This window comes from Salinicola avicenniae (genome assembly GCF_023736115.1).
GTDB lineage: Bacteria > Pseudomonadota > Gammaproteobacteria > Pseudomonadales > Halomonadaceae > Salinicola > Salinicola avicenniae.
Genome location: NZ_JAKQZC010000006.1, coordinates 1 through 18,635, shown reverse-complemented (window position 1 = coordinate 18,635; position 18,635 = coordinate 1). Strand labels below are relative to the sequence as shown.

The window sequence follows — 18,635 nt, the reverse complement described above, 5'->3', positions numbered from 1 at the left end:
CAGGGTGGAGCGCCCTGACCAATGGGCTAGGCGGGGCGCCGGCCGGTCAGCAGAATCCAGCCATCTTTTTCGACCGGCTCGTCCATGTACAGCCCCTGTGCGCGATAGGCGTCGAGGACCGAGTCCGCTTGCGCGCTCAGGATGCCGGAGAGGGCGATGAGGCTCCCCGGCGCGACGCGACCGGCGATGTCGGCGGCGAGCTCGATCAGCGGCGCGGCCAGGATATTGGCGACCACGACATCGAAGCGGCCCTGGCCGAGCTTTTCCGGGTAGTCGAGGATCAGTTGGGCCTCGTCGATGGCGTTGCGCTCGGCGTTATCGCGACTGGCCTGCAGCGCCTGAGGGTCGATATCGACGCCGACGGCGGTATCCGCGCCCAGCTTGAGTGCGGCGATGGCCAGAATGCCGGAGCCGCAGCCGTAGTCGAGCACGTGGCGCTGATCGAGGTCTTGGCCATCCAACCAGCCGAGACAGAGTGCGGTGGTCGGATGGGTGCCGGTGCCGAAGGCGAGCCCGGGGTCGAGCAGCAGATTCACCGCCTCGGGATCCGGTGCCTGATGCCAGCTCGGTACGATCCACAGCCGCTCGCCCATGCGCAGCGGTTCGAAGCCGTCCATCCACTCGCGCTCCCAGTCGCGGTCGGCGAGCAGCTCATAGTCGATCTGCGGCGCCGGCTCTTCCGGCTGGTGCGCCGCCCAGGTGCGACGAACGCGTTCGATCATCGCCTCGACATCGTTGAGATCGTCGTAGAGCCCGGTCAGTACGGTTTCGCGCCACAGCGGTGTGGTACCTCGGTCCGGTTCGAACACCGGCTCGTCATGTGCGTCTTGCAGTGTGATCGCGCTGGCACCTTCGGCGAGCAGCAGCTCTTCCAGCCATTCGGCCTGCTCGGGGGCGATATGCGCCTTGAGTTGTAGCCACGCCATGGCGACTCTCCTGAAATGATGGGTCGAACCGCACGTTGCGAGCATCACCTTGGCCGGTGTCTGAGATTCGCAATCAGGGCCTGCCGCGACGGTGTCGACCAAAATGGTATCGTGACGTGACGTTCCGATCGGGGATCACGACGCAAACGGGGCGGCCATCGCAGGATAGGCCGCCCCGTCGAGAAGATTCGAGACTCAGTGGATCCCGAGCTTCTTCTCCAGGTAGTGAATGTTGACGCCGCCACGCTGGAAGGCGCTATCGCGAACGAGATCCTTCTGCAGGTCGATATTGGTCTTGATGCCTTCGACCAGCAGCTCGTCCAGCGCATTGCGCATCCGCACCAGTGCGATATCGCGGTCGGCACCCCAGGTGATCAGCTTGCCGATCAGCGAATCGTAGTGGGGCGGCACGCTGTAGCCGGTGTAGATGTGCGAGTCCATGCGCACGCCGAGACCGCCCGGCGGGTGGTAGAGGTCGATCTTGCCCGGCGACGGCATGAAGGTGCGCGCGTCCTCGGCGTTGATGCGGCACTCGAAGGCGTGGCCGCGCAGCTCGACATCGGACTGCTTGATCGACAGCGGTTGGCCGCAGGCGATGCGCAGCTGCTCCTTGACGATATCGACACCGGTAACCATTTCGGTGACCGGGTGCTCGACCTGCACGCGGGTGTTCATCTCGATGAAGAAGAACTCGCCGTTCTCGTACAGGAACTCGAAAGTGCCGGCGCCACGGTAGTTGATCTCGATGCAGGCGTCGGTACAGGCCTTCAGCACCTGGGCGCGAGCGTCCGGGTCGAGATGGGGGGCCGGGGCCTCCTCGAGTACCTTCTGGTGGCGGCGCTGCAGCGAGCAGTCGCGATCGTAGAGGTGGATCGCGTTGCCCTGGCCGTCGGCGAGTACCTGGACTTCCACGTGACGCGGATTCTCCAGGAACTTCTCCATGTAGACGGTGCCGTCACCGAAGGCGGCAGCCGCCTCGGTGCGGGTGACGCTGGCGGCGTGAGCGACTTCGTCGTCGTTGCGCACCACACGCATGCCGCGACCGCCGCCACCGGCGGCAGCCTTGATGATCACCGGGTAGCCGATCCGGCCGGCGATGCGACGAATCTCGTCGTCATCCTCCGGCAGCGGGCCGTCGGAGCCAGGCACCGTCGGGACGCCAGCGGTCTTCATGGCGTTGATCGCACTGACCTTGTCGCCCATCAGGCGAATGGTCTCGGCGCGCGGGCCGACGAAGGTGAAACCGGAGCGCTCGACCTGCTCGGCGAAGTTGGCGTTCTCGGAGAGGAAGCCGTAGCCCGGGTGGATGGCGCTGGAGTCCGTCACCTCGGCGGCGCTGATCAGTGCCGGGATGTTGAGATAGGACTGCGCCGACGAGGCCGGGCCGATACAGACCGCTTCGTCCGCCAGGCGAACGTGCATCAGTTCCCGGTCGGCCTTGGAGTGAACCGCCACGGTCTTGATCCCCAGCTCCTTGCAGGCGCGCAGGACCCGAAGGGCGATCTCGCCGCGGTTGGCGATGAGTACCTTGTCCAACATGATGGTTTCGCTCGTATGGCTTAGTTGATGATGATCATCGGCTGGTCGAATTCGACCGGTTCGCCATCCTCGACCAGGATTGCTTCGATGACGCCGTCCTTGTCGGCTTCGATCTGGTTCATCATCTTCATCGCCTCGACGATGCACACGGTGTCACCCTTCTTGACGCTCTGTCCGACTTCGACGAACGACTTCGCGCCCGGCGCCGGTGAACGGTAGAAGGTGCCGACCATGGGCGAGGTCACGGCGTGGCCGGCAGGCTGTGCCGGTGCCGGTGCCGGTTCGCCGGCATCGGCGCTCGGCGCGGTCGGCGCCGGCGCGGCGGCCGGTACGGCCGGCTGCGGCATGGCGGCCATCGGCTGCTGCAGGGCGCCAAAGCCATTCGGGTGGCGGCTGATGCGTACCGACTCCTCGCCTTCCTGAATCTCGATCTCGCTGATGTTGGACTCTTCGAGCAGTTCGATGAGTTTCTTGACCTTGCGTATATCCATGGCGGTGTAGCTCTTTTCAGTCAGGTGAAGCGTTCCGGAGAACGACGAGAGTGGAGTGGCAATCTAGCGTGACGCTAGCTGTGCCAGCGCGGCTTCCAACGCCAATGTGTAGCTGTCCGCCCCGAAACCGGCAATCACGCCGCGGGCGACATCGGTGAAGTACGAGTGCGTACGAAACGGCTCGCGGGCATGGACGTTGGAAAGATGCAGCTCGATGAAGGGTATATCGACGCCGGTCAGCGCATCGCGCAGTGCAACGCTGGTATGCGTGAACGCAGCGGGATTGAGCAGGATAAAGTCGATGCCTTCGAGGCGGGCGGCGTGAACGCGTTCGACCAGTTCGTGTTCGGCGTTGGACTGCAACCAGTCCAGCTGATGGCCGGCGGCGAGGGCGCGTTCGGTCAGTCGCAGGCGAATATCCTCGAGCGTCGTGGTGCCGTAGACCGCCGGCTCCCGGGTGCCGAGCAGGTTGAGATTGGGACCGTTGAGAACGAGGAGTCTAGCCATTGATCGCTTTCCTGGCGCTGTTAACCCTGTCGCGCTTTGCCGAGTTCACGTCACTTTCCTGCAAGATGGCGTCATCGGCGGCGTGTTTTTCAGTGGCCCGAAGTTTGCCGAAAAATCTGGCAGGTGTCCACCCTGACGCTCGAACGATGTTCGTTAATGGTGTGTAAGCGCTAGCCCAGGCGGCCATAGGCTCCCGGGGCGAAGTGGTCGGCGGTTGTAAAGCCTGGTGAATCAGGCGGCGCCTCTCGCCGTCGGCGTCAGTCTTGAGCCGAGAGACGCTCGACCGTGGCCAGGTGCGCGGCGAAGGCGTCAGCCTCCATTTCGCCCTGGACTCGGGCGCGCGTGAGTTCATGGTCCCCGGCGAAGAACAGAAAGGCTGGCGGACCGAACAGCCGGTAATGCGCCAGCAGTTCGCGGCTGGCCGGCACGTCATCGGTGACGTCGGCGCGAATCAGCGCAAAGTCGGCGAGCCGTGCCGCGACCGCGGGAGCGGGGAAGACTTCGCGTTCCATCACCTTGCAGGCGATACACCATTCGGCGCTGACATCGACCATGGCCGGGCGGCCGGCCTCGCGGGCGGCGTCGAGCGCCGCCGAGAGCTGATCGAGATCGGTGACCGTGTGAAATACCGGCGCCGCGGGCGTCGAGTGATCGCTCGTCATCGGCCCGCGCAGTGGGCGCAGAGGGTCGCTCTGGCCCTGGGCCGCCCCCCAGACCATGGCGACACCCCAGACGAGAAGCACCCAGCCAGCGGTTTGGCGAATCAGGGGCCAGCCGCCGGTGGCGCTGGCGGGTGCCCGGTGCAGGCCTCCGGATGGGTTGCTGCCCTGCGCTGTCGGTAGCGGTCGCCATGGCCCCAGCGCAACGGCGCACCCCAGCGCCAGCACGCCCCACAGCACCAGTGCCAGTGGGCCAGGGAGCAGGCGCTCGATTAGCCAGATAGCGACGCCCAGCAGCATCACGCCGAATAGCGCCTTGACGCTATTCATCCAGTGGCCGGTGCGCGGTAACCAGCGGGTGCCGAAGGTGCCCACCAGAATCAGCGGTAGTCCCATGCCTAGCGCCAGCGCCAGCAGTGCCAGTGCGCCGGCCACGGTATCGCCGGTGGAGGAGATGAAGACCAGCGCCCCGGCTAACGGTGCAGAGACGCAGGGCGATACCACCAGCACCGACAGCGCGCCGGCGACGGCCAGCCCGAGCGGACCGCTGCGGCGCAGCCGCTGCTGCCAGGCATCGGCGCGCTGGCTCAGGCCGTTTGGTAGGCGCAGATCGAAACGGCCGAACATCGCACAGGCAAAGAGCACGAACAGCAGCGCGAAGGGAATGAGTACCCAAGGAGACTGCAGGCGCGCCTGCAGGTTCAGCGACGCACCGAACAGCCCCATCAGTGTACCGAGCAGGGTGAAGGTGAGTGCCATGCCGACGACATAGCTGACCGACAGCACCAAGGCTCGGCGGCGCCCGGCATGCTGGCCGACGATGATCGAGGTCAGGATCGGCACCATCGGCAGTACGCATGGCGTGAAGGTCAGCCCTAGGCCGGCGAGGAAGAAAAACCCCAGAGAGGCGATACCGAGACCACCGCGCAGCAGCGATTGAAAGTGGCCGTCGTCACTGACGGGGGCAAGAGAGGCCGCGTCTCCTGTCGTGAGGGGCAACGTCTTGGCGGATGCCGCCGGAGGCGAGGAGGGCGCGCCGATCGGGTCGGCCTGAGGAGCCGGGCCAGGATCGGCTGCGAACGGGGCGTTGCCCGATGCCGGTGTCGAGCCCAGTGGCGAAGCTTGGGCATCGTCGCTGGCATCGGTATAGCCCGCTGGAGCCGAGCCGGCGCGGGCCGAGAGCGACCAGTGCTCGGGCGGATAGCAGAGGCCGGCGTCGGCGCAGCCCTGAAAGCTGAGCGTGACCGGCAGGGCGCCTTCGCGGTCAGCGGTCGCGGCCGGCGGCAACGGGGCGCTGAGCTGAACCCGGTCGCGAAAGATATGCACGTCGCCGAGATAGGGGTCGTTTTTGAAGGTGCCGGCGGGCATCTGCAGCGTGCCGAGAGAGAGATGGGGATCACTGCTCTCCAGCGCGAAACGCTGGCGATAGAGATAGTACCCGGGGCGGGCGCGCACGCCGACGTAGACGCGCGAGTCATCATGCCAGGCATAGGCCTGGAAGGCCTCGTCCACCGGCAGAAACTGGGACGGGTTGCCGGCAGCGGCGGTGTTGTCCTTCTCGGAGGACGAAAACGGCCAGGCGGCCTGTGCGTTGGCGCAGGATAGAACCAGACAGCAGGCAACGAGCAGTAAGTAGAGACGCGACATTCTGAAGCGGGTTTCCCGACAAGCAATTGGCGCCGTGACCTTCGGTAACGGCAATAGGGCTGCGCATCCTGCCTGCGTGACGCCGGATTGTCAGGCGCAGCGGCAGGTTTGATCGCGAAACAGGTAAAAAGTGCCTGCTCGCCGTTCGGGTTGTCCCGTGTCGCGCACTGTCGGTCGACGTGCCGGGGACTGCACCAAAGGCGGGCTGCGCGGCAGACGCTGCATGATAGGATAGACTGAAGCGATGCCCAACCCGGGGCGCCCTCCACCTGGAATGACAAGGATCGTCCATGGCCCTGTTTCGCAAGACATCGACCGATACGCGAACCAACCCGCTCGAGACGCCCCAGTACGGCTGGATCTGGAAGCCGCTGGTCGCGCTGGTGGTCATCTACCTGCTGGTCTGTATCGTGCTGGGCATCTGGTGGAGCTGGACACCCAGCCCGGTATCGCCACAGCAGGCCGTGGAGCGTCAGCGTGGCTTTCCGCAGGCGGTCGACACCGGCGCCGGTTCGGCGACGATTCAGCCAGGCGAGGCGCTGCTGGCGACCAACCTGGCCATGCTCGATACGCTGTTGAACAAGCCGGGGGGCTACCTGCGCAACGACGTGATGCCGCCGGGGCTCTGGCTCGACAACATGCCGAACTGGGAAAAAGGCGTGACGAGGCAGGTGCAGGATGCGGTCGCGGCGCTGGGCGACGGCCTGGATATCGGCCAGGCGCCGCTCTCGCACGCCGAAGACGCGCTCGGCGGCGATCTCGACAGCTGGCGATGGCCGACGGCGGAAAAACAGCTACTGTCCGCGCGCAACGATCTCGGTGAGGCGTTCACGGCGCTGGAGAACGCGAGCCGCGCAAGCTCACCCTCGCAAGCCGCCGATACCGATGAGGCGGCGGTGGCCAACCGGGATGCGGCGAGTGCCAGCGGCGACGAGTCTTCAGAGACCGATGGCGGTCCGGATAGCGCAGCCGATGGCGAGAGCGCCGCGGCAACGCCCGGCCAATCAGAGGCGCCGGGGTCGCCGAGCGCCGAGAATCTGTCTGCCTGGCTGGCGGTCGCGCAGCAGCGGCTGCGTACCCAGACGCGCCAGCTCGCGGCGAATGTGGGGCAGTCGCCGAGCGGTGATGTCCAGCGCGAGCGCACGCCCTGGTTCCATATCGACAACGTTTTCTTCGAAGCGCGTGGCACGACCTGGGCGCTGGCACAGCTGATGCGCGCTGCACAGATCGACTATGCCGAGGCGATCGAGACGGCCGGGGCAAGCACGCAGTTCGATCAATTGATCGCGGAGCTGGAAGCCTCGCAGGCGCGGCTCTGGAGCCCAGTGATTCTCAACGGTTCCGGTTTCGGGTTGTTTGCCAACCACTCGCTGATGATGGCCAACTACACCGTTCGTGCCACGCAGCTGATCGGCGAGATTCGCGCCCAGCTCTGACTGGGCTGCAACTCGAAAGCCGGCAGGCGAGCGGTATCCTTGTGCGAGAGCCCGGCGCTGGCTCCAGCAACACGAGCGGTTCGGGCGAGACGCCACAAAAAACGCCGCCCCGGTATCTGACCGGGGCGGCGTTTTTGAACATGGCGGTCGCGCGGGGCGCGCCGCCGTGCGCCTTATTCGTTCTCGTAGGCGGCGATAGACTTCTCGATCGCCTTGCGTGCCGCGTCGGCACCGTCCCAGGAGTCGATCTTGACCCACTTGCCTTTCTCGAGATCCTTGTAGTTCTCGAAGAAATGCGCGATCTGCTGGCGCAGCAGCTCGGGCAGGTCGGTCACTTCGCGCACGTCGTCGTAAAGCGCGGTCAGCTTCTCGTGCGGCACGCAGACCAGCTTGGCGTCTTCGCCGGCTTCGTCGGACATGTTGAGCACGCCAACCGGACGAGCGCGAATCACGCTACCGGGCTGGACCGGATAGGGAGTGACGACCAGCGCATCCAGCGGATCGCCGTCGTCGGCCAGGGTGTTCGGAATAAAGCCGTAATTGGCCGGATAGAACATCGGGGTGGCCATGAAACGGTCCACGACCAGAGCGTCCATCTCCTTGTCGATCTCGTACTTGATCGGCGCGTGGTTGGCGGGAATCTCGATCGCCACGTACACGTCGTTGGGGAGATCCTTTCCGGCGGGAATCTTGTCGAAACTCATCGTCGAGTCCTTGCGGTTTGCAGGTTGAACACCAGCGGGCGAAAATCCGGAGAATTATACGAACAGGCATGGCCGATTACCAATCCGGTCGGTGGTCACTCGCTGTCGAAGCCGAATGTCAGGGCGGCGGCGATGGGCGAATCCGGCCGCTGGCACGCGCCACTGACCTGAACGGATCGATTCATGGGGGAGAGAACTGTTGTCGAAAAGCGCGTTGTCACTGTCCTACGGCCAGGCCTTCGTGGCACCGGATCTGCATCGGCACCGCAGCTCCATGTCGGTTCAGATTCCGCAGGGTGACCAGCTGCTTTCCAAGGGGGGGTGTGCGCTCATCAGCGACTCCACCTGGCGTAACTCGATTGCCAAGCAGGCCGGCGACCTGAGCGTGCGCGGGTTTCTCGCCGATTACTACTCGACGCCCGAACACTGGGATATCAAGACCTCCGCGACTCGAGTACTGCGGGCGCTCAACAGCTGGTGCTATAGCCAGAGCGGTTATATCGAGGGCGGCAGCTACATCTGTTCGCTGTCGGCGATGATCTTCCACCAGCACGAGGCGCACCTTTTTCACATGGGCGACACGCTGGTCTTTCGTATCCGTGGGGCGGAGTTCGAGCAACTGACCCGGGATCACGTCACCGACCTGGGGGGCTACCGTTATCCGTCGCGGGCGCTGGGCATGGATGGGCACGTCGATATCGACTACTCGACCTTTCCGCTCAAGCAGGGAGACCTCTTCCTGTTCATGACCCAGGCCGTGCGAGGCACGCTGGTGCCATCGGAATACGTGCAACTGATCCGGGCCGATGTCAGCGATCTCGACGCGGCCTGCGAGCGCTTGACCGAAGCGGCCAACCAGCGCGCGATAGAGCGCGGCTACAACGCCAATCAGTTCTGCTTCCAACTGGTGCGCGTCGACCGTCTGCCGGAGGAGATCGCCGACCAGCAGCCGCGTGTCTTCCATCATCTGCCGGTGCCGCCGGAGCTTGCCGGTGGCGATCGCATCGACGGCCTCGAGGTTGTCGAGGTCTTGTCGCGGACGGCCAAGGCGCGCCTCTATCGGGTTCGTGACAGTCGTACGGGGCGCGACATGGTGCTCAAGGCACCGAGCCCCGAGCTCTCCACGCGCAACGTCTATCTGGAACATTTCGGACTGCAGCAGTGGGTGGTCGAGCGCGTTAACTCGCCGTTCGTGGTCAAGGTGGTCGAGCCTGCCCGGCCGAGGCGGCATCTCTACTATTTGATGGGCTATATCGACGGCGAGACGCTGACCGAGTGGCTGGGGCGCCATCCGCGGGCGAGTCTGGAGCAGCGGCTGGAGATCGCACGACAATTGGTGAAGGCGGTTCAGGCGCTGCACCGCCATGATGTCCTGCACCAGCATGTGCACCCGGACAACGTGTTGATCGACCGCCATGGCAACCTGCTGCTCACGGACTTCGGTGCCTGCCACAAGCGCGACGGCGACGGGCTGGGCGAGGCGCGAGAGCTGGCGCGGCAGGTCGGGCTGACCGAACACAGCGCGCCGGAGTATGCGCTGGATACGGAGGTCGGCAGGCGCAGCGATCAGTACTCGCTCGCCTCCACGATCTACTGGATGCTCACCGGACATCTGCCGTATACCATGCTGCCCAATCACCTGCGCAGCCACACCGATCTCGAGCAGATGACCTATCGCCCCGCCGCGCTCAGCAATCCGGCGATCAGCAGCGATCTCGACGATGCGCTGCGGCGCTCGCTGGACCCGCTGCGGGCGCTGCGCTTCCGGCGTATCTCCGAGTTCGCCTACCACCTGCGGCCAACGCCGCGCCACGACGAGAGCAGCCGTAAACCGCCCTGGCGTGAGCCCGCCAACGTCTGGCAGGCGATCGCGACCGTGCTGCTGCTGCTGCTGATTCTCTCCTGGTGGCTGAAGTGACTCGCTATCTCGTGACCGGCAAGACGCGGCCGATCGATGCCATGTTGCGAATCAGCGGCGGTTGGCCCGGGCCAGCAAGCGGCGCGCCCGCTCCATAACGGGAGCATCGATCATCTGTCCGTCGACCTGAGCGGCGCCGGCGTCCTGTTCGGCGGCCGCCAGCACACGCCGGGCCCACGCCAGTTCGTCATCTCCGGGATGAAACGCGGCGTTCACGATCTCGACCTGGCGCGGATGGATACAGAGCATGCCGCCGAACCCCATGTCGACAGCGCGCCGGGCGGCGGCGGCAACCACACTGGTATCGCGGAACTCCGGATGCACAGTCTCGATAGGCGCGCACAGTCCGGCCAGGCGCGACTGCAGCACCAGTTGGTAACGAGCCTGATCCAGCATCCAGCGGCCGCCCTCGCTGTGCGGGTCGATCCCGAGATCGAGCCCTAGATCCAGTGCGCCGAAGCTAAGCTGGGCAATGCCCTCCACGCGTGCCAGCTCATCGAGCCGCTGAAGCCCGATGGCACTCTCGATCAACGGCATGATCGGCCGGCCCAGCGCTGCCGCCTGGGCCAGCGCGCGCGGGCTTTCCGCCTTCGGCACCACCAGACCGGCGACGCCCGGTTGGTCCTGACAGATGGCAAGGTCCTCGAGCACATCATCGTCGTCGGCGTTGATGCGCACCCAGACAGAACGGGGCGACGCCTGCGTCAGATACGTCAGCAGGGCCTGCCGCGCCGCGGGTTTGGCCTCCGCCGCGACCGCATCTTCCAGATCGACAATGGTGATGTCGGCGCCGCTCGCCAGCGCCTTGGGAATGCGTTCCGGCCGGTTAGCCGGCACGAACAGCGCGGAGCGTGGCGTGACGGCGGGGCTGTCTGGCTGGGGCAGATCTTGCTGTGTCATGAGGGCGGTGTCCTGAAGAGGGTGACCTAAAGATGGTGCCTAAAGAGGGTATCCGGAAATCGAGACGTCACAGACGAGAGAATGGGCGCCGGCGTCAACGCCGCCACCCTGGTTCAGATCGTCCCATGCTCGCGCAGGCGGGCGATATCGTCTTCGGCATAGCCAAGCTGCTTCAGGATAGCCTCGCTGTGCTCGCCAAGCGCGGGTACCGGATCCATGCGCGGTTCGAACGCGGCGTTGCGCCCCGGGGGCAGTAGTGCCGGCAATGGCCCCTGTGGGCTGCCGACCTCGCGCCAGCGCTCCCGCGCCGCCAGTTGCGGGTGAGCCCAGACACCCGCCATGTCGTTGACATGCGCGTTGGCGATCTGCGCCTCGTCCAGCCGGGCAATCACGGCTTCCGGAGACAGCGCCGAGAACACCGAATCGATGATGCTGCGCAGCGTGTCGCGCTGTGCCGAGCGTTTGGCGTTGGTGTCGAAACGGTTGTCTTCGGCCAAGGCCGGTTGCTGGAGCACGGTATCGCAGAACCGTTGCCACTCGCGCTCGTTTTGCAGGCCCAGCATGACCGTACCGCCTTGTCCGGTGGGGAAGGGGCCGTAAGGGTAGATGGTCGAGTGCGAAGCGCCCGCGCGCGGCGGCGGTGTCGCGCCGTCGAAAGCGTAGTAGAGCGGGTAACCCATCCACTCGACCAGGCCTTCGAGCATCGAGACATCGATATTCGAGCCTTCGCCTGTCCGGCCCCGCAATAAAAGGGCGGAGAGAATATTGCTGTAGGCATACATGCCAGCGGCGATATCGGCCACCGAACAGCCGGCTTTCGCCATCGCCTCCGGTTCTGGCCCGCCGGTAACGGACAGGAAGCCGGCTTCGCTTTGGATCAGCAGGTCGTAGGCCTTCTTGGTCTCCAGCGGCCCCCCTTGGCCGTAGCCGGAGATATTGCAGACGATCAGCCGCGGGTAGCGTGCATGGAGCGTATCGAAATCGAGCCCCATCCGTGCGGCGGCGCCCGGCGCCAGGTTCTGCACCAGCACGTCGGCCTCAACCAGCAGTTCATCGAGAACCGGGCGTGCGGCCTCGTGCTTGAGGTTGAGCGTCAGGCTCTCCTTCGAGCGGTTGGTCCAGACGAAGTGCGACGACAACCCCTTGACGCGGGTGTCGTAGCCGCGCGCGAAATCTCCGACTTCAGGGCGTTCGATCTTGATGACACGCGCACCTTGATCGGCAAGCTGGCGCGTACAGAAGGGCGCGGCGATGGCGTGTTCCAGGCTGACGACAGTGATGCCGTCGAGTGGGCGAGGCGAAGTCATGGTCATGAAGCATCCTGATCCTGAAGGGATGTGTAATGAGCCGTGCCCGGCCGCGCTGTACCTGTCAAACTCAGACAGCGCAGCGACTGACAGGTATCAGCGCGATCGCCTCGACGCCCCGGTTAAGGGACGTCGCATTCTGGGTGAGAGCGGCAGTGGGCAAAAGCCGGACACGAGCTCCGATCATCGCCTCGGAGACATCATCGGAGGAATTCGCCTTTGCCGAGAGGGGGCTTCGGTGTGGGTTGAAGCGGTCTTAGAAATAGCCCCGAAAGCAGAAATAGAGGATCACCAGCACTTCTGCCCAGCCAAGCAGAAAACACAACAGCGGCCAGAGTATTTCCTTCGCGGTCAGCGGACGCTCGGTGTGGCGATTGCGGACGTAAGGATCGTCCGGAGCAACCTGGCATTTCTCTTCGACCCAGGCGGGCCAATGCGGCACGCGACAGGTCCACTTGGCGATGAGACGGCCGGTGCCGGCCCACATGACCATCGGTGCAAAAATCAGCTGGATCGCACGACTATCAGCCATCACCTGCGTGGCCTGTATCAGCGAATGGATGAAACTCTCACGCTTGCCATCCAGATCCAGCAGACGCTGGTCGACCTGATAGGCCTGAATATGGCCGTCGGGCTCCTCCATATAGCGACGCACCAGCTCCCAGATCTCCAGCACGCCTTTCATCCCTTTAAGGCCTTCGTATTTGAAGAAGACCAGGTGATAGAGCATGTTGCCGTTACTATCTCGTACGTATCCGCGAATCTCCTCACGCGACATACCCCGACGATCCTGAGATTTGGTCGCCTGACTGCTATAAAACTGGATGTCATTCCAATTCATGGTGACGATGCCCATATCCTGAGACCAGGCATAGACTTTGCGGTCACGACGATTGAAACGTATAGGATAGTGAGTTTTGCGAAATAATTCCCTGCTTACCAATGAGGAAGTGATCGGTAGTACAAATACAAAGCTAGTAATCAGTGTTAGTATGGCGAGAACAATTACAAAAATAGGAAGTTTTTCGCTGTGGCTAGACAGTATGTATAATAGGGCAAAGAGCCCTAAAAGAAATGGTACACCTCCGATTAGACCAAAAAAAGATGGCACGCCACGTAGGCGATTGCCAGGGTCCACTGCCTCAATAAATACTGAGTTTGTTTTTATTACGGTGTCGTTTAGTTTCGTGCCGTCGACTTTTAGGGTTTTAGTTTTTTTGTCAAGAGTTTTGATTTCTCCTTCCAGCTTTAAAAGCTTTGAGGTGGTGCTAGAAAAGCCCCAGTTTCCTTTGATGTAAAGGTTGTAATAATCCCGCGCGGACGGCCGCATTTTAGTCTCTCTCTTGAGTAATGGCTTTGAGATTCTGCAGCTCACTTTCCAGGGCGGCGGAGCCCAAGTTCAAGTTGCCCCGCTTTCCGAAGGCGCATTCGGCTAGCCATTTCTGTAAATCATCTTCAGTAAACCACCAAATAGCGAGGGTCGCTGCGATTGCAAAAACCCCTAATATACCAGCTACCCACCAAAGGGCTACGATCGAGAGAGCCCCAGTCATGCCTGCTCCGATGGAGAAGATGGCCAAACTGGCGCCCACAGTAGATATGCCGGAAACTAGGTGTAAGGTACTTAACGTAAGTTCGCCATCAGCCCACTCTTCGCCTCCTTCCCAAAGATCCATCGCTCCAAGCAGTAACCCCCCTGCTAGGCTGAAACGAATCCCTAACCTTAGGAGAAACTTACTAGGTCTCCCTAGCAGTTGTTCCGAAGTAACGAAGGTTTTTTTTGCCTGTTTTAATGTGTCTCCAACCAGTTCTAGTCCTGCCCCGGAGACGGCCATTCCTGCTCCCATCAAACGCCCCTGTTTTCGGATAGGTTCGTCCAGCAGTCGGTTCATTCCAGAGAGATAATTGTTGAAGGTGCAGACGGCAAAGAAGACATTCAATACACCTGCCGAGATCTCACGGTTGGCGATCAAAGCCGCAAGTTTTTCCCCCGCGCCGGCTCGTCCGCCAACCTCAGACATAGGCTCCAGCGCGGTTAGTGCCTGGTTCATTAGACGGGTCTCGGAGTCGTAATCACTCAACTCGCCCAGCTCGATATGCCTTATTGCGAATGAATAATCGTGCTGTCCAGCGACGGAGTTGTTCATTTGTCGCAAAGAGCGAGTATTAACCCTAATTTTTCTCTCGAACTCTTTTATGTTGACGTCGTCTAGTTGTGGGTAAATGGTTCGTAATTTATTGCTCAAGGCTGGTATTGCCTGCTTTTGTGTAGTCCCTCGCTTTTCAAAAACCCTTACGGGCCTTGCTGAGGTCACTCCTAACGCGATCAGCAGAGGGCGAGGCACGCGTTCACTGTTGACCGCGCTCATCATGGGGCCGAACAGTCGGCCAATTAACCAAGCTGGAGAGACCATTTCATCAGGAAAATCTTTGGTCAGGCCAACGAAACTGGCTATCAGAGGTCCCCAAGGTATAGTGCGAAAGGTATCCCCTGTCTCGTCTAAACGTTGTGCCTCGCTATCAGCTCTCGCTTGATCAGCAGCCGCGAGCACGCTTGTCTGTAGCTCCTTGTGGTTGAGACACAGCGCCCTTAGCAGCAGGTTGTCGTCGGCAATGTCCGTCGATGAGAGCCATTGCACGTATTGCCGGAACGCGGAGGTATAACTCTGGGTGCCCAGCAGCACGAAGGAAATGACGGAGACAAAACTGATACCCGATTCGACGCTATCGTCATCGAAGCGGTTATCGAGATAGATCAGCAGGGGATTACCGGTCAACCAGCTCATATAAGCCGATGCCAGTGGTTGCATGTTGTCTTTATCGTAAACCGATAACTGTGCGCGATAAGTGCTTTCCATCCAGTGATCGGGCTCGTCGGGGCGGAGCTTATCGCCATATTTGTCCCAGGCATCGTCGGCGGCCTCTTCAAGTTCAGCCTCACTGATGCCCTGGTAGGCTGCCGACCGTGTGGCCTCGACCTCTTGCCGATAGACCGGGTCTTCCTGCTGCCGGCGCTCGAAATTGGCTTTGAGCTCATGCGACATGCCCGGCGGGCCGCCATAAGTACGGTAGTACTCATGTTCGAGGCGTTCCTCGACAATCTTATTGGCGCGCTGCATCCGAGCCCGCTCCCGTAAGCCGTCACGCAGCGCATTGATGACCCCCGCCGTCACGAAGGGTCGCTTGATCGCTTCCTGCTCGTTGAACTCATGCTCCCGTGCTTCGAGTAGCGCGGCGAGATCGCTGGTGACGCCGGCCGGATCGTCGAGCACGAACAGCGCTGGTGTCATCTCGCTTGATGTGGCCTGGCGTTGCGACCACTCGATAAGTCCATCGACATCGTCCCGTATCCCGTTGACGGGTGCCAGGCTGTGGCTCAGCGCACTCACTTCCGTGCTCTGGGGTGCTTCGCCGCTTTCTGTGTCGCTCGGTTGGCGTTGTACCCAAGGAAAATTGGCCTCGGCCACTCGCTCTCCGAGTTCGTTGAGGGGACGGGTGTAGTCAGCCGAGCCGCTTTTCCATTGTGTTAGGGAGAGCCTACGCATGGCATCACGTCGGCCATCCGTATTGGCGGCGTGCGCTTTCCATACCCGTTTGGTCCAGCGGTCATCCGAAAAGGCGAGGTAAAGCTCGGTGGCATCCTGAGCCGTCGGTATCGTAATGCAACGCCCTGGATAGACATGCTCGGGATTGCCGCGGCAGGGGAACTCGTCATCCTCTACCGACGCATGGATATCGGCATCGAGCGGTCCCGGCGCATTGGGGTCGAGCGCCAGTAACTCGGCGTTTGTGACATCGATGTAGCGACTGAGAAAGCCTTCATCGGTCACATAGTAGCCCTGCCAGCGTCCACGGGCTGCGTTGAATACATACAGGAATCCTTCTCGCAGCAGCCTCAGCGTGTAGTGCTGGCCTCCCGACAGAGCGACTTGCGAGACCGCATCGTCCGCGAGATCCGCTGGCAATTCGGGGGCGGTGAGGCTGACATCATCACTACGCGCCACGGCATATCGTACGGGTAGTATCGGCAGGCCACCGCCGCCACAGAAACTGCAATCGGGGCGAGGACTATCGGCGCTACTCATGGCCGCTCCTTAACTCTGAAATGAGGATGTTCCATTCGGCGTCATGCCATGCATCGAGATGGCCGCCAGTGTCGGATAGGCGCCGCGTCGCTATCGCCATGAACAATTCCAACAGGTGTTGTCCGGCCAAGTCCGGCAGATGCATGGCCGCTCGTTCTGCCAGTAACGCCTGATCGTCGGACGATAGGCTTGAGCGCTGCGCATGACCCAGGGCATGATCCAGCCACTGCCAATGGATCGTGTCCTGTGGCCAATCGGGCGCCAACAGGGTCAAACGGCGCAGGCTTCGATTCAGGTTCGCAAAGCGATCGATACGCGACCACTGGGCGCGAGTCAGCTCCATCCAATCGATGGATGTCGTGACTTCAGGGCGTTTCAGGGCATAAGACCGGCCCAGGCTATCGAACCAGGACCATTGATCGAGAGGGCCCAGGAGTCGGGCCAACTGCGTCGGTGTCAGCAGCCACGCCAGATGGCGGAAGACGAGCGGATCATAATAGCGGAACCAGTAATAGCGGCGGTCGCCCGGACGTCGCTGCAACAGCTGACGACGCAGATGATGGGCCGTCTGCTCGAGATCGGATTTTCCCATCATCAATGCCGAGAAAAACAAGGCACCACGTTTGCGATAACGCCTGGTCCGGTCGATAAGGTCGTCGCACGTTTCATCAGACAAAGTGTGAAGATCGACGAGCTGTGGCAAGCGATGCGCCCGCGCTGGTGCAGGTGACGTTTCCAACGCGTGGACCGGCAGATCGTGCCAGTCTCGCTCGTGCACGATCAAAGGGTTGATCACGGCATAGTCGAATTGACGCAGCGATGCGGTCGTTAGCGTCGCATCATGGGCGTGAAGTTGAGGTGGCTCCCTCAATACCGACATGGATTAGCCTCCCACAGGCGAACTGCCTGCGGCCGACTTATCGGCGCCTGCGAACTGCTTTTCACACTCCCCGTCTGGCAACCCCGGCAACGTGGTGTCCATACTCGCCGGCCCGCCAAAACTTTGCGTCGCGCCTTTGACCGTGACCTTGCCGGGCGCGTGAAGCTCGATATCGCCACCCTTGATGCGCACGTAGGCGCCGCCACTGACCAAGAGGATTTCTTCGGCGGCGGCGAGGTCGATCTTCTGATCGCTGGAGGCCACGCTGACATCGCGTTTGGCGGTGGCCTCGAGATTATCTGATTGCGCCTGCACCTCGACCTTGCCCCGGGCCGCGAAGAGCTTGATCCCGGCCCGCTGCACGAACAGCGAGAGTTTCTCCGAGATCGAGGCGATCAGGCTCTTGCCGGTGGCGACGTTGACGTCCTCGCCGCTCGAGATACTCAGCGATTGGCCCTGCGCCAGGTGGGTCGACTCGGGCGTGCTCAGCGTGATGCCGGCGGGCGAGGCCATGTGCAACCACGGCGCTTTCATGCGCGCGGATTCGCCTCGGCCGCCGCTGTCGCTGGCGCCGGCGGCGTTGCTCTGGTCGGCCTGTCCCGATGAACCGGCGAGCTGTTCGCTGGTGCCGTAGGTGTCGTCGGCGTCCTCGCCGGCCTGCTTGAGATGCTCGCGGGCCTCGAGCGCCTCGGCGTTGTGATCCTGGGCGCTCTGGCTGAGGGCGTCGGTGAGGTTATAAGCGCTGTCGAGCTGCTGTTTGGCCGGGGTGAGGTCGAGCTGGTCGCCGCTGGCCCCGAGCTGGCCCCAGCTGGTGAGGTAGAGCCCCTGATTGGCACGGATGGCGCCATAGGCGTCGGTGCGTAGCTCGAACCCGGTACCGCGGAAGGCACCGCGGGTGTTGCCGGTCTGGTGGATCAGGTAGCCCAGGTTGAGCTGGCTCTTCTCGGCTTCGGAGTTGAGCCGCACGCGTTCCTGGTCGGTGGCGTCGTCGAACACCAGTTCGTTGTACTTGCTGCCGCGATAGGTCTTGCTCTTGAATCCGGAGAGCAACCCATGGCTGTGCCAGTCGGGGGTCTGTTCGCCGTTGTAGACCCGGCCGGTGATCAGCGGGCGGTCGGCGTCGCCTTCGAGAAAGTCGACGAGGACTTCCTGGCCGACACGCGGGACGAACACGCCGCCCCAGCCGGCGCCGGCGTTGGGCTGGGAGACACGCAGCCAGACGCTCGAGTTCTCGTCGTGCTGACCCTGGCGATCCCAGTGGAACTGCACGCGCACGCGGTTGAGATGATCGGTATGGATCTCTTCATTGGCGGGGCCGACCACGGTGGCGGTCTGCGGGCCGCCGATGACGGGCCGGTGGTGGGTCAGCGGATGGCGATAGGGCTGCGTGCGCCGCTGGGCCTCGAGATCCACGAGGAAATGGCCGGTGCCGCCAGTCGCATAATCCGACAGACGCTCGCCGGTGGGGTCGGCCCGATTGCCGTTAACATCGTCACCTTCCAATCCGTGCGCCTTTTTGGCGGCGTCGAGCTGCGGCTGCAGGCTGCCCGGCAGGGCCTTGAGCTGGGCGGAGACGGGCAGGGCGTTCTCAGCGTGGACAGTGACGCCGAGGAGCAGGAACTGACGCTCGGCTTCG

The 18,635-nt window shown here is 62.7% G+C and carries 14 protein-coding genes; 2 read left to right on the top strand and 12 right to left on the bottom strand.

Annotated features, from left to right (window positions below; genetic code table 11):
* Positions 1 to 26: 26 nt before the first annotated feature.
* The 5 genes from prmA to dsbD form a co-directional block, all read right to left on the bottom strand.
* Entirely contained in the window at positions 27 to 926 is a 900-nt protein-coding gene (gene prmA / locus MC381_RS14670; protein ID WP_251978509.1) for a 50S ribosomal protein L11 methyltransferase, read from the bottom strand.
* Positions 927 to 1,121: 195 nt separating this feature from the next.
* Positions 1,122 to 2,465, bottom strand: a complete 1,344-nt coding sequence (gene accC / locus MC381_RS14665) for an acetyl-CoA carboxylase biotin carboxylase subunit (protein WP_251978508.1) — start codon at positions 2,463 to 2,465, stop codon at positions 1,122 to 1,124.
* A gap of 20 nt (positions 2,466 to 2,485) precedes the next feature.
* Entirely contained in the window at positions 2,486 to 2,956 is a 471-nt protein-coding gene (gene accB, locus MC381_RS14660) for an acetyl-CoA carboxylase biotin carboxyl carrier protein (protein ID WP_251978507.1), read from the bottom strand.
* A gap of 63 nt (positions 2,957 to 3,019) precedes the next feature.
* Entirely contained in the window at positions 3,020 to 3,463 is a 444-nt protein-coding gene (gene aroQ / locus MC381_RS14655; protein ID WP_251978506.1) for a type II 3-dehydroquinate dehydratase, read from the bottom strand.
* A 257-nt stretch (positions 3,464 to 3,720) separates the two neighbouring features.
* On the bottom strand, positions 3,721 to 5,769 hold the full coding sequence (gene dsbD / locus MC381_RS14650; RefSeq protein ID WP_251978505.1) for a protein-disulfide reductase DsbD: 2,049 nt from the start codon (positions 5,767 to 5,769) through the stop codon (positions 3,721 to 3,723).
* Between the two features lie 290 nt (positions 5,770 to 6,059).
* On the opposite strand from dsbD, the gene MC381_RS14645 reads away from it, so the two are divergent.
* Positions 6,060 to 7,205, top strand: coding sequence for a DUF2333 family protein (locus MC381_RS14645; RefSeq protein ID WP_251978504.1), 1,146 nt, complete (start codon positions 6,060 to 6,062; stop codon positions 7,203 to 7,205).
* A 173-nt stretch (positions 7,206 to 7,378) separates the two neighbouring features.
* Here MC381_RS14645 and ppa read toward each other — a convergent pair whose 3' ends face one another.
* The gene (ppa, locus tag MC381_RS14640) at positions 7,379 to 7,909 is read right to left on the bottom strand and encodes an inorganic diphosphatase (RefSeq protein ID WP_251978503.1); all 531 of its coding nucleotides are present in this window, start codon (positions 7,907 to 7,909) and stop codon (positions 7,379 to 7,381) included.
* Between the two features lie 199 nt (positions 7,910 to 8,108).
* Here ppa and MC381_RS14635 point away from each other — a divergent pair, with 199 nt between their 5' ends.
* Positions 8,109 to 9,827, top strand: a complete 1,719-nt coding sequence (locus MC381_RS14635; RefSeq protein WP_251978502.1) for a bifunctional protein-serine/threonine kinase/phosphatase — start codon at positions 8,109 to 8,111, stop codon at positions 9,825 to 9,827.
* A 51-nt stretch (positions 9,828 to 9,878) separates the two neighbouring features.
* Here MC381_RS14635 and MC381_RS14630 read toward each other — a convergent pair whose 3' ends face one another.
* The 6 genes from MC381_RS14630 to MC381_RS14605 all read right to left on the bottom strand — a co-directional run.
* The gene (locus MC381_RS14630) at positions 9,879 to 10,727 is read right to left on the bottom strand and encodes an HpcH/HpaI aldolase/citrate lyase family protein (protein ID WP_251978501.1); all 849 of its coding nucleotides are present in this window, start codon (positions 10,725 to 10,727) and stop codon (positions 9,879 to 9,881) included.
* Positions 10,728 to 10,840: 113 nt separating this feature from the next.
* Positions 10,841 to 12,040, bottom strand: a complete 1,200-nt coding sequence (locus MC381_RS14625) for a CaiB/BaiF CoA transferase family protein (protein WP_251978500.1) — start codon at positions 12,038 to 12,040, stop codon at positions 10,841 to 10,843.
* Between the two features lie 250 nt (positions 12,041 to 12,290).
* Entirely contained in the window at positions 12,291 to 13,364 is a 1,074-nt protein-coding gene (locus MC381_RS14620) for a DUF6708 domain-containing protein (protein ID WP_251978499.1), read from the bottom strand.
* A 1-nt stretch (position 13,365) separates the two neighbouring features.
* Positions 13,366 to 16,119 (bottom strand): T6SS effector BTH_I2691 family protein, encoded by a 2,754-nt coding sequence (locus MC381_RS14615; protein ID WP_251978498.1) that lies wholly within the window; start codon positions 16,117 to 16,119, stop codon positions 13,366 to 13,368.
* Complete coding sequence (locus MC381_RS14610; RefSeq protein ID WP_251978497.1) at positions 16,112 to 16,999, bottom strand: DUF4123 domain-containing protein; 888 nt, start codon at positions 16,997 to 16,999, stop codon at positions 16,112 to 16,114. Before MC381_RS14610 ends, MC381_RS14615 begins: the two co-directional genes overlap by 8 nt.
* A 3-nt stretch (positions 17,000 to 17,002) precedes the next feature.
* Positions 17,003 to 18,635 (bottom strand): DUF2345 domain-containing protein (locus MC381_RS14605; protein WP_251978496.1); only part of this gene is annotated, 1,633 nt, incomplete at its 5' end.

Coding starts and splice junctions, on each gene's coding strand:
- accB (WP_251978507.1), bottom strand. CDS start 2,956: ATGGATATACGCAAGGTCAAGAAACTCATCGAACTGCTCGAAGAGTCC.
- prmA (WP_251978509.1), bottom strand. CDS start 926: ATGGCGTGGCTACAACTCAAGGCGCATATCGCCCCCGAGCAGGCCGAA.
- accC (WP_251978508.1), bottom strand. CDS start 2,465: ATGTTGGACAAGGTACTCATCGCCAACCGCGGCGAGATCGCCCTTCGG.
- MC381_RS14620 (WP_251978499.1), bottom strand. CDS start 13,364: ATGCGGCCGTCCGCGCGGGATTATTACAACCTTTACATCAAAGGAAAC.
- aroQ (WP_251978506.1), bottom strand. CDS start 3,463: ATGGCTAGACTCCTCGTTCTCAACGGTCCCAATCTCAACCTGCTCGGC.
- MC381_RS14610 (WP_251978497.1), bottom strand. CDS start 16,999: ATGTCGGTATTGAGGGAGCCACCTCAACTTCACGCCCATGATGCGACG.
- MC381_RS14625 (WP_251978500.1), bottom strand. CDS start 12,040: ATGACCATGACTTCGCCTCGCCCACTCGACGGCATCACTGTCGTCAGC.
- ppa (WP_251978503.1), bottom strand. CDS start 7,909: ATGAGTTTCGACAAGATTCCCGCCGGAAAGGATCTCCCCAACGACGTG.
- dsbD (WP_251978505.1), bottom strand. CDS start 5,769: ATGTCGCGTCTCTACTTACTGCTCGTTGCCTGCTGTCTGGTTCTATCC.
- MC381_RS14615 (WP_251978498.1), bottom strand. CDS start 16,119: ATGAGTAGCGCCGATAGTCCTCGCCCCGATTGCAGTTTCTGTGGCGGC.
- MC381_RS14630 (WP_251978501.1), bottom strand. CDS start 10,727: ATGACACAGCAAGATCTGCCCCAGCCAGACAGCCCCGCCGTCACGCCA.
- MC381_RS14645 (WP_251978504.1), top strand. CDS start 6,060: ATGGCCCTGTTTCGCAAGACATCGACCGATACGCGAACCAACCCGCTC.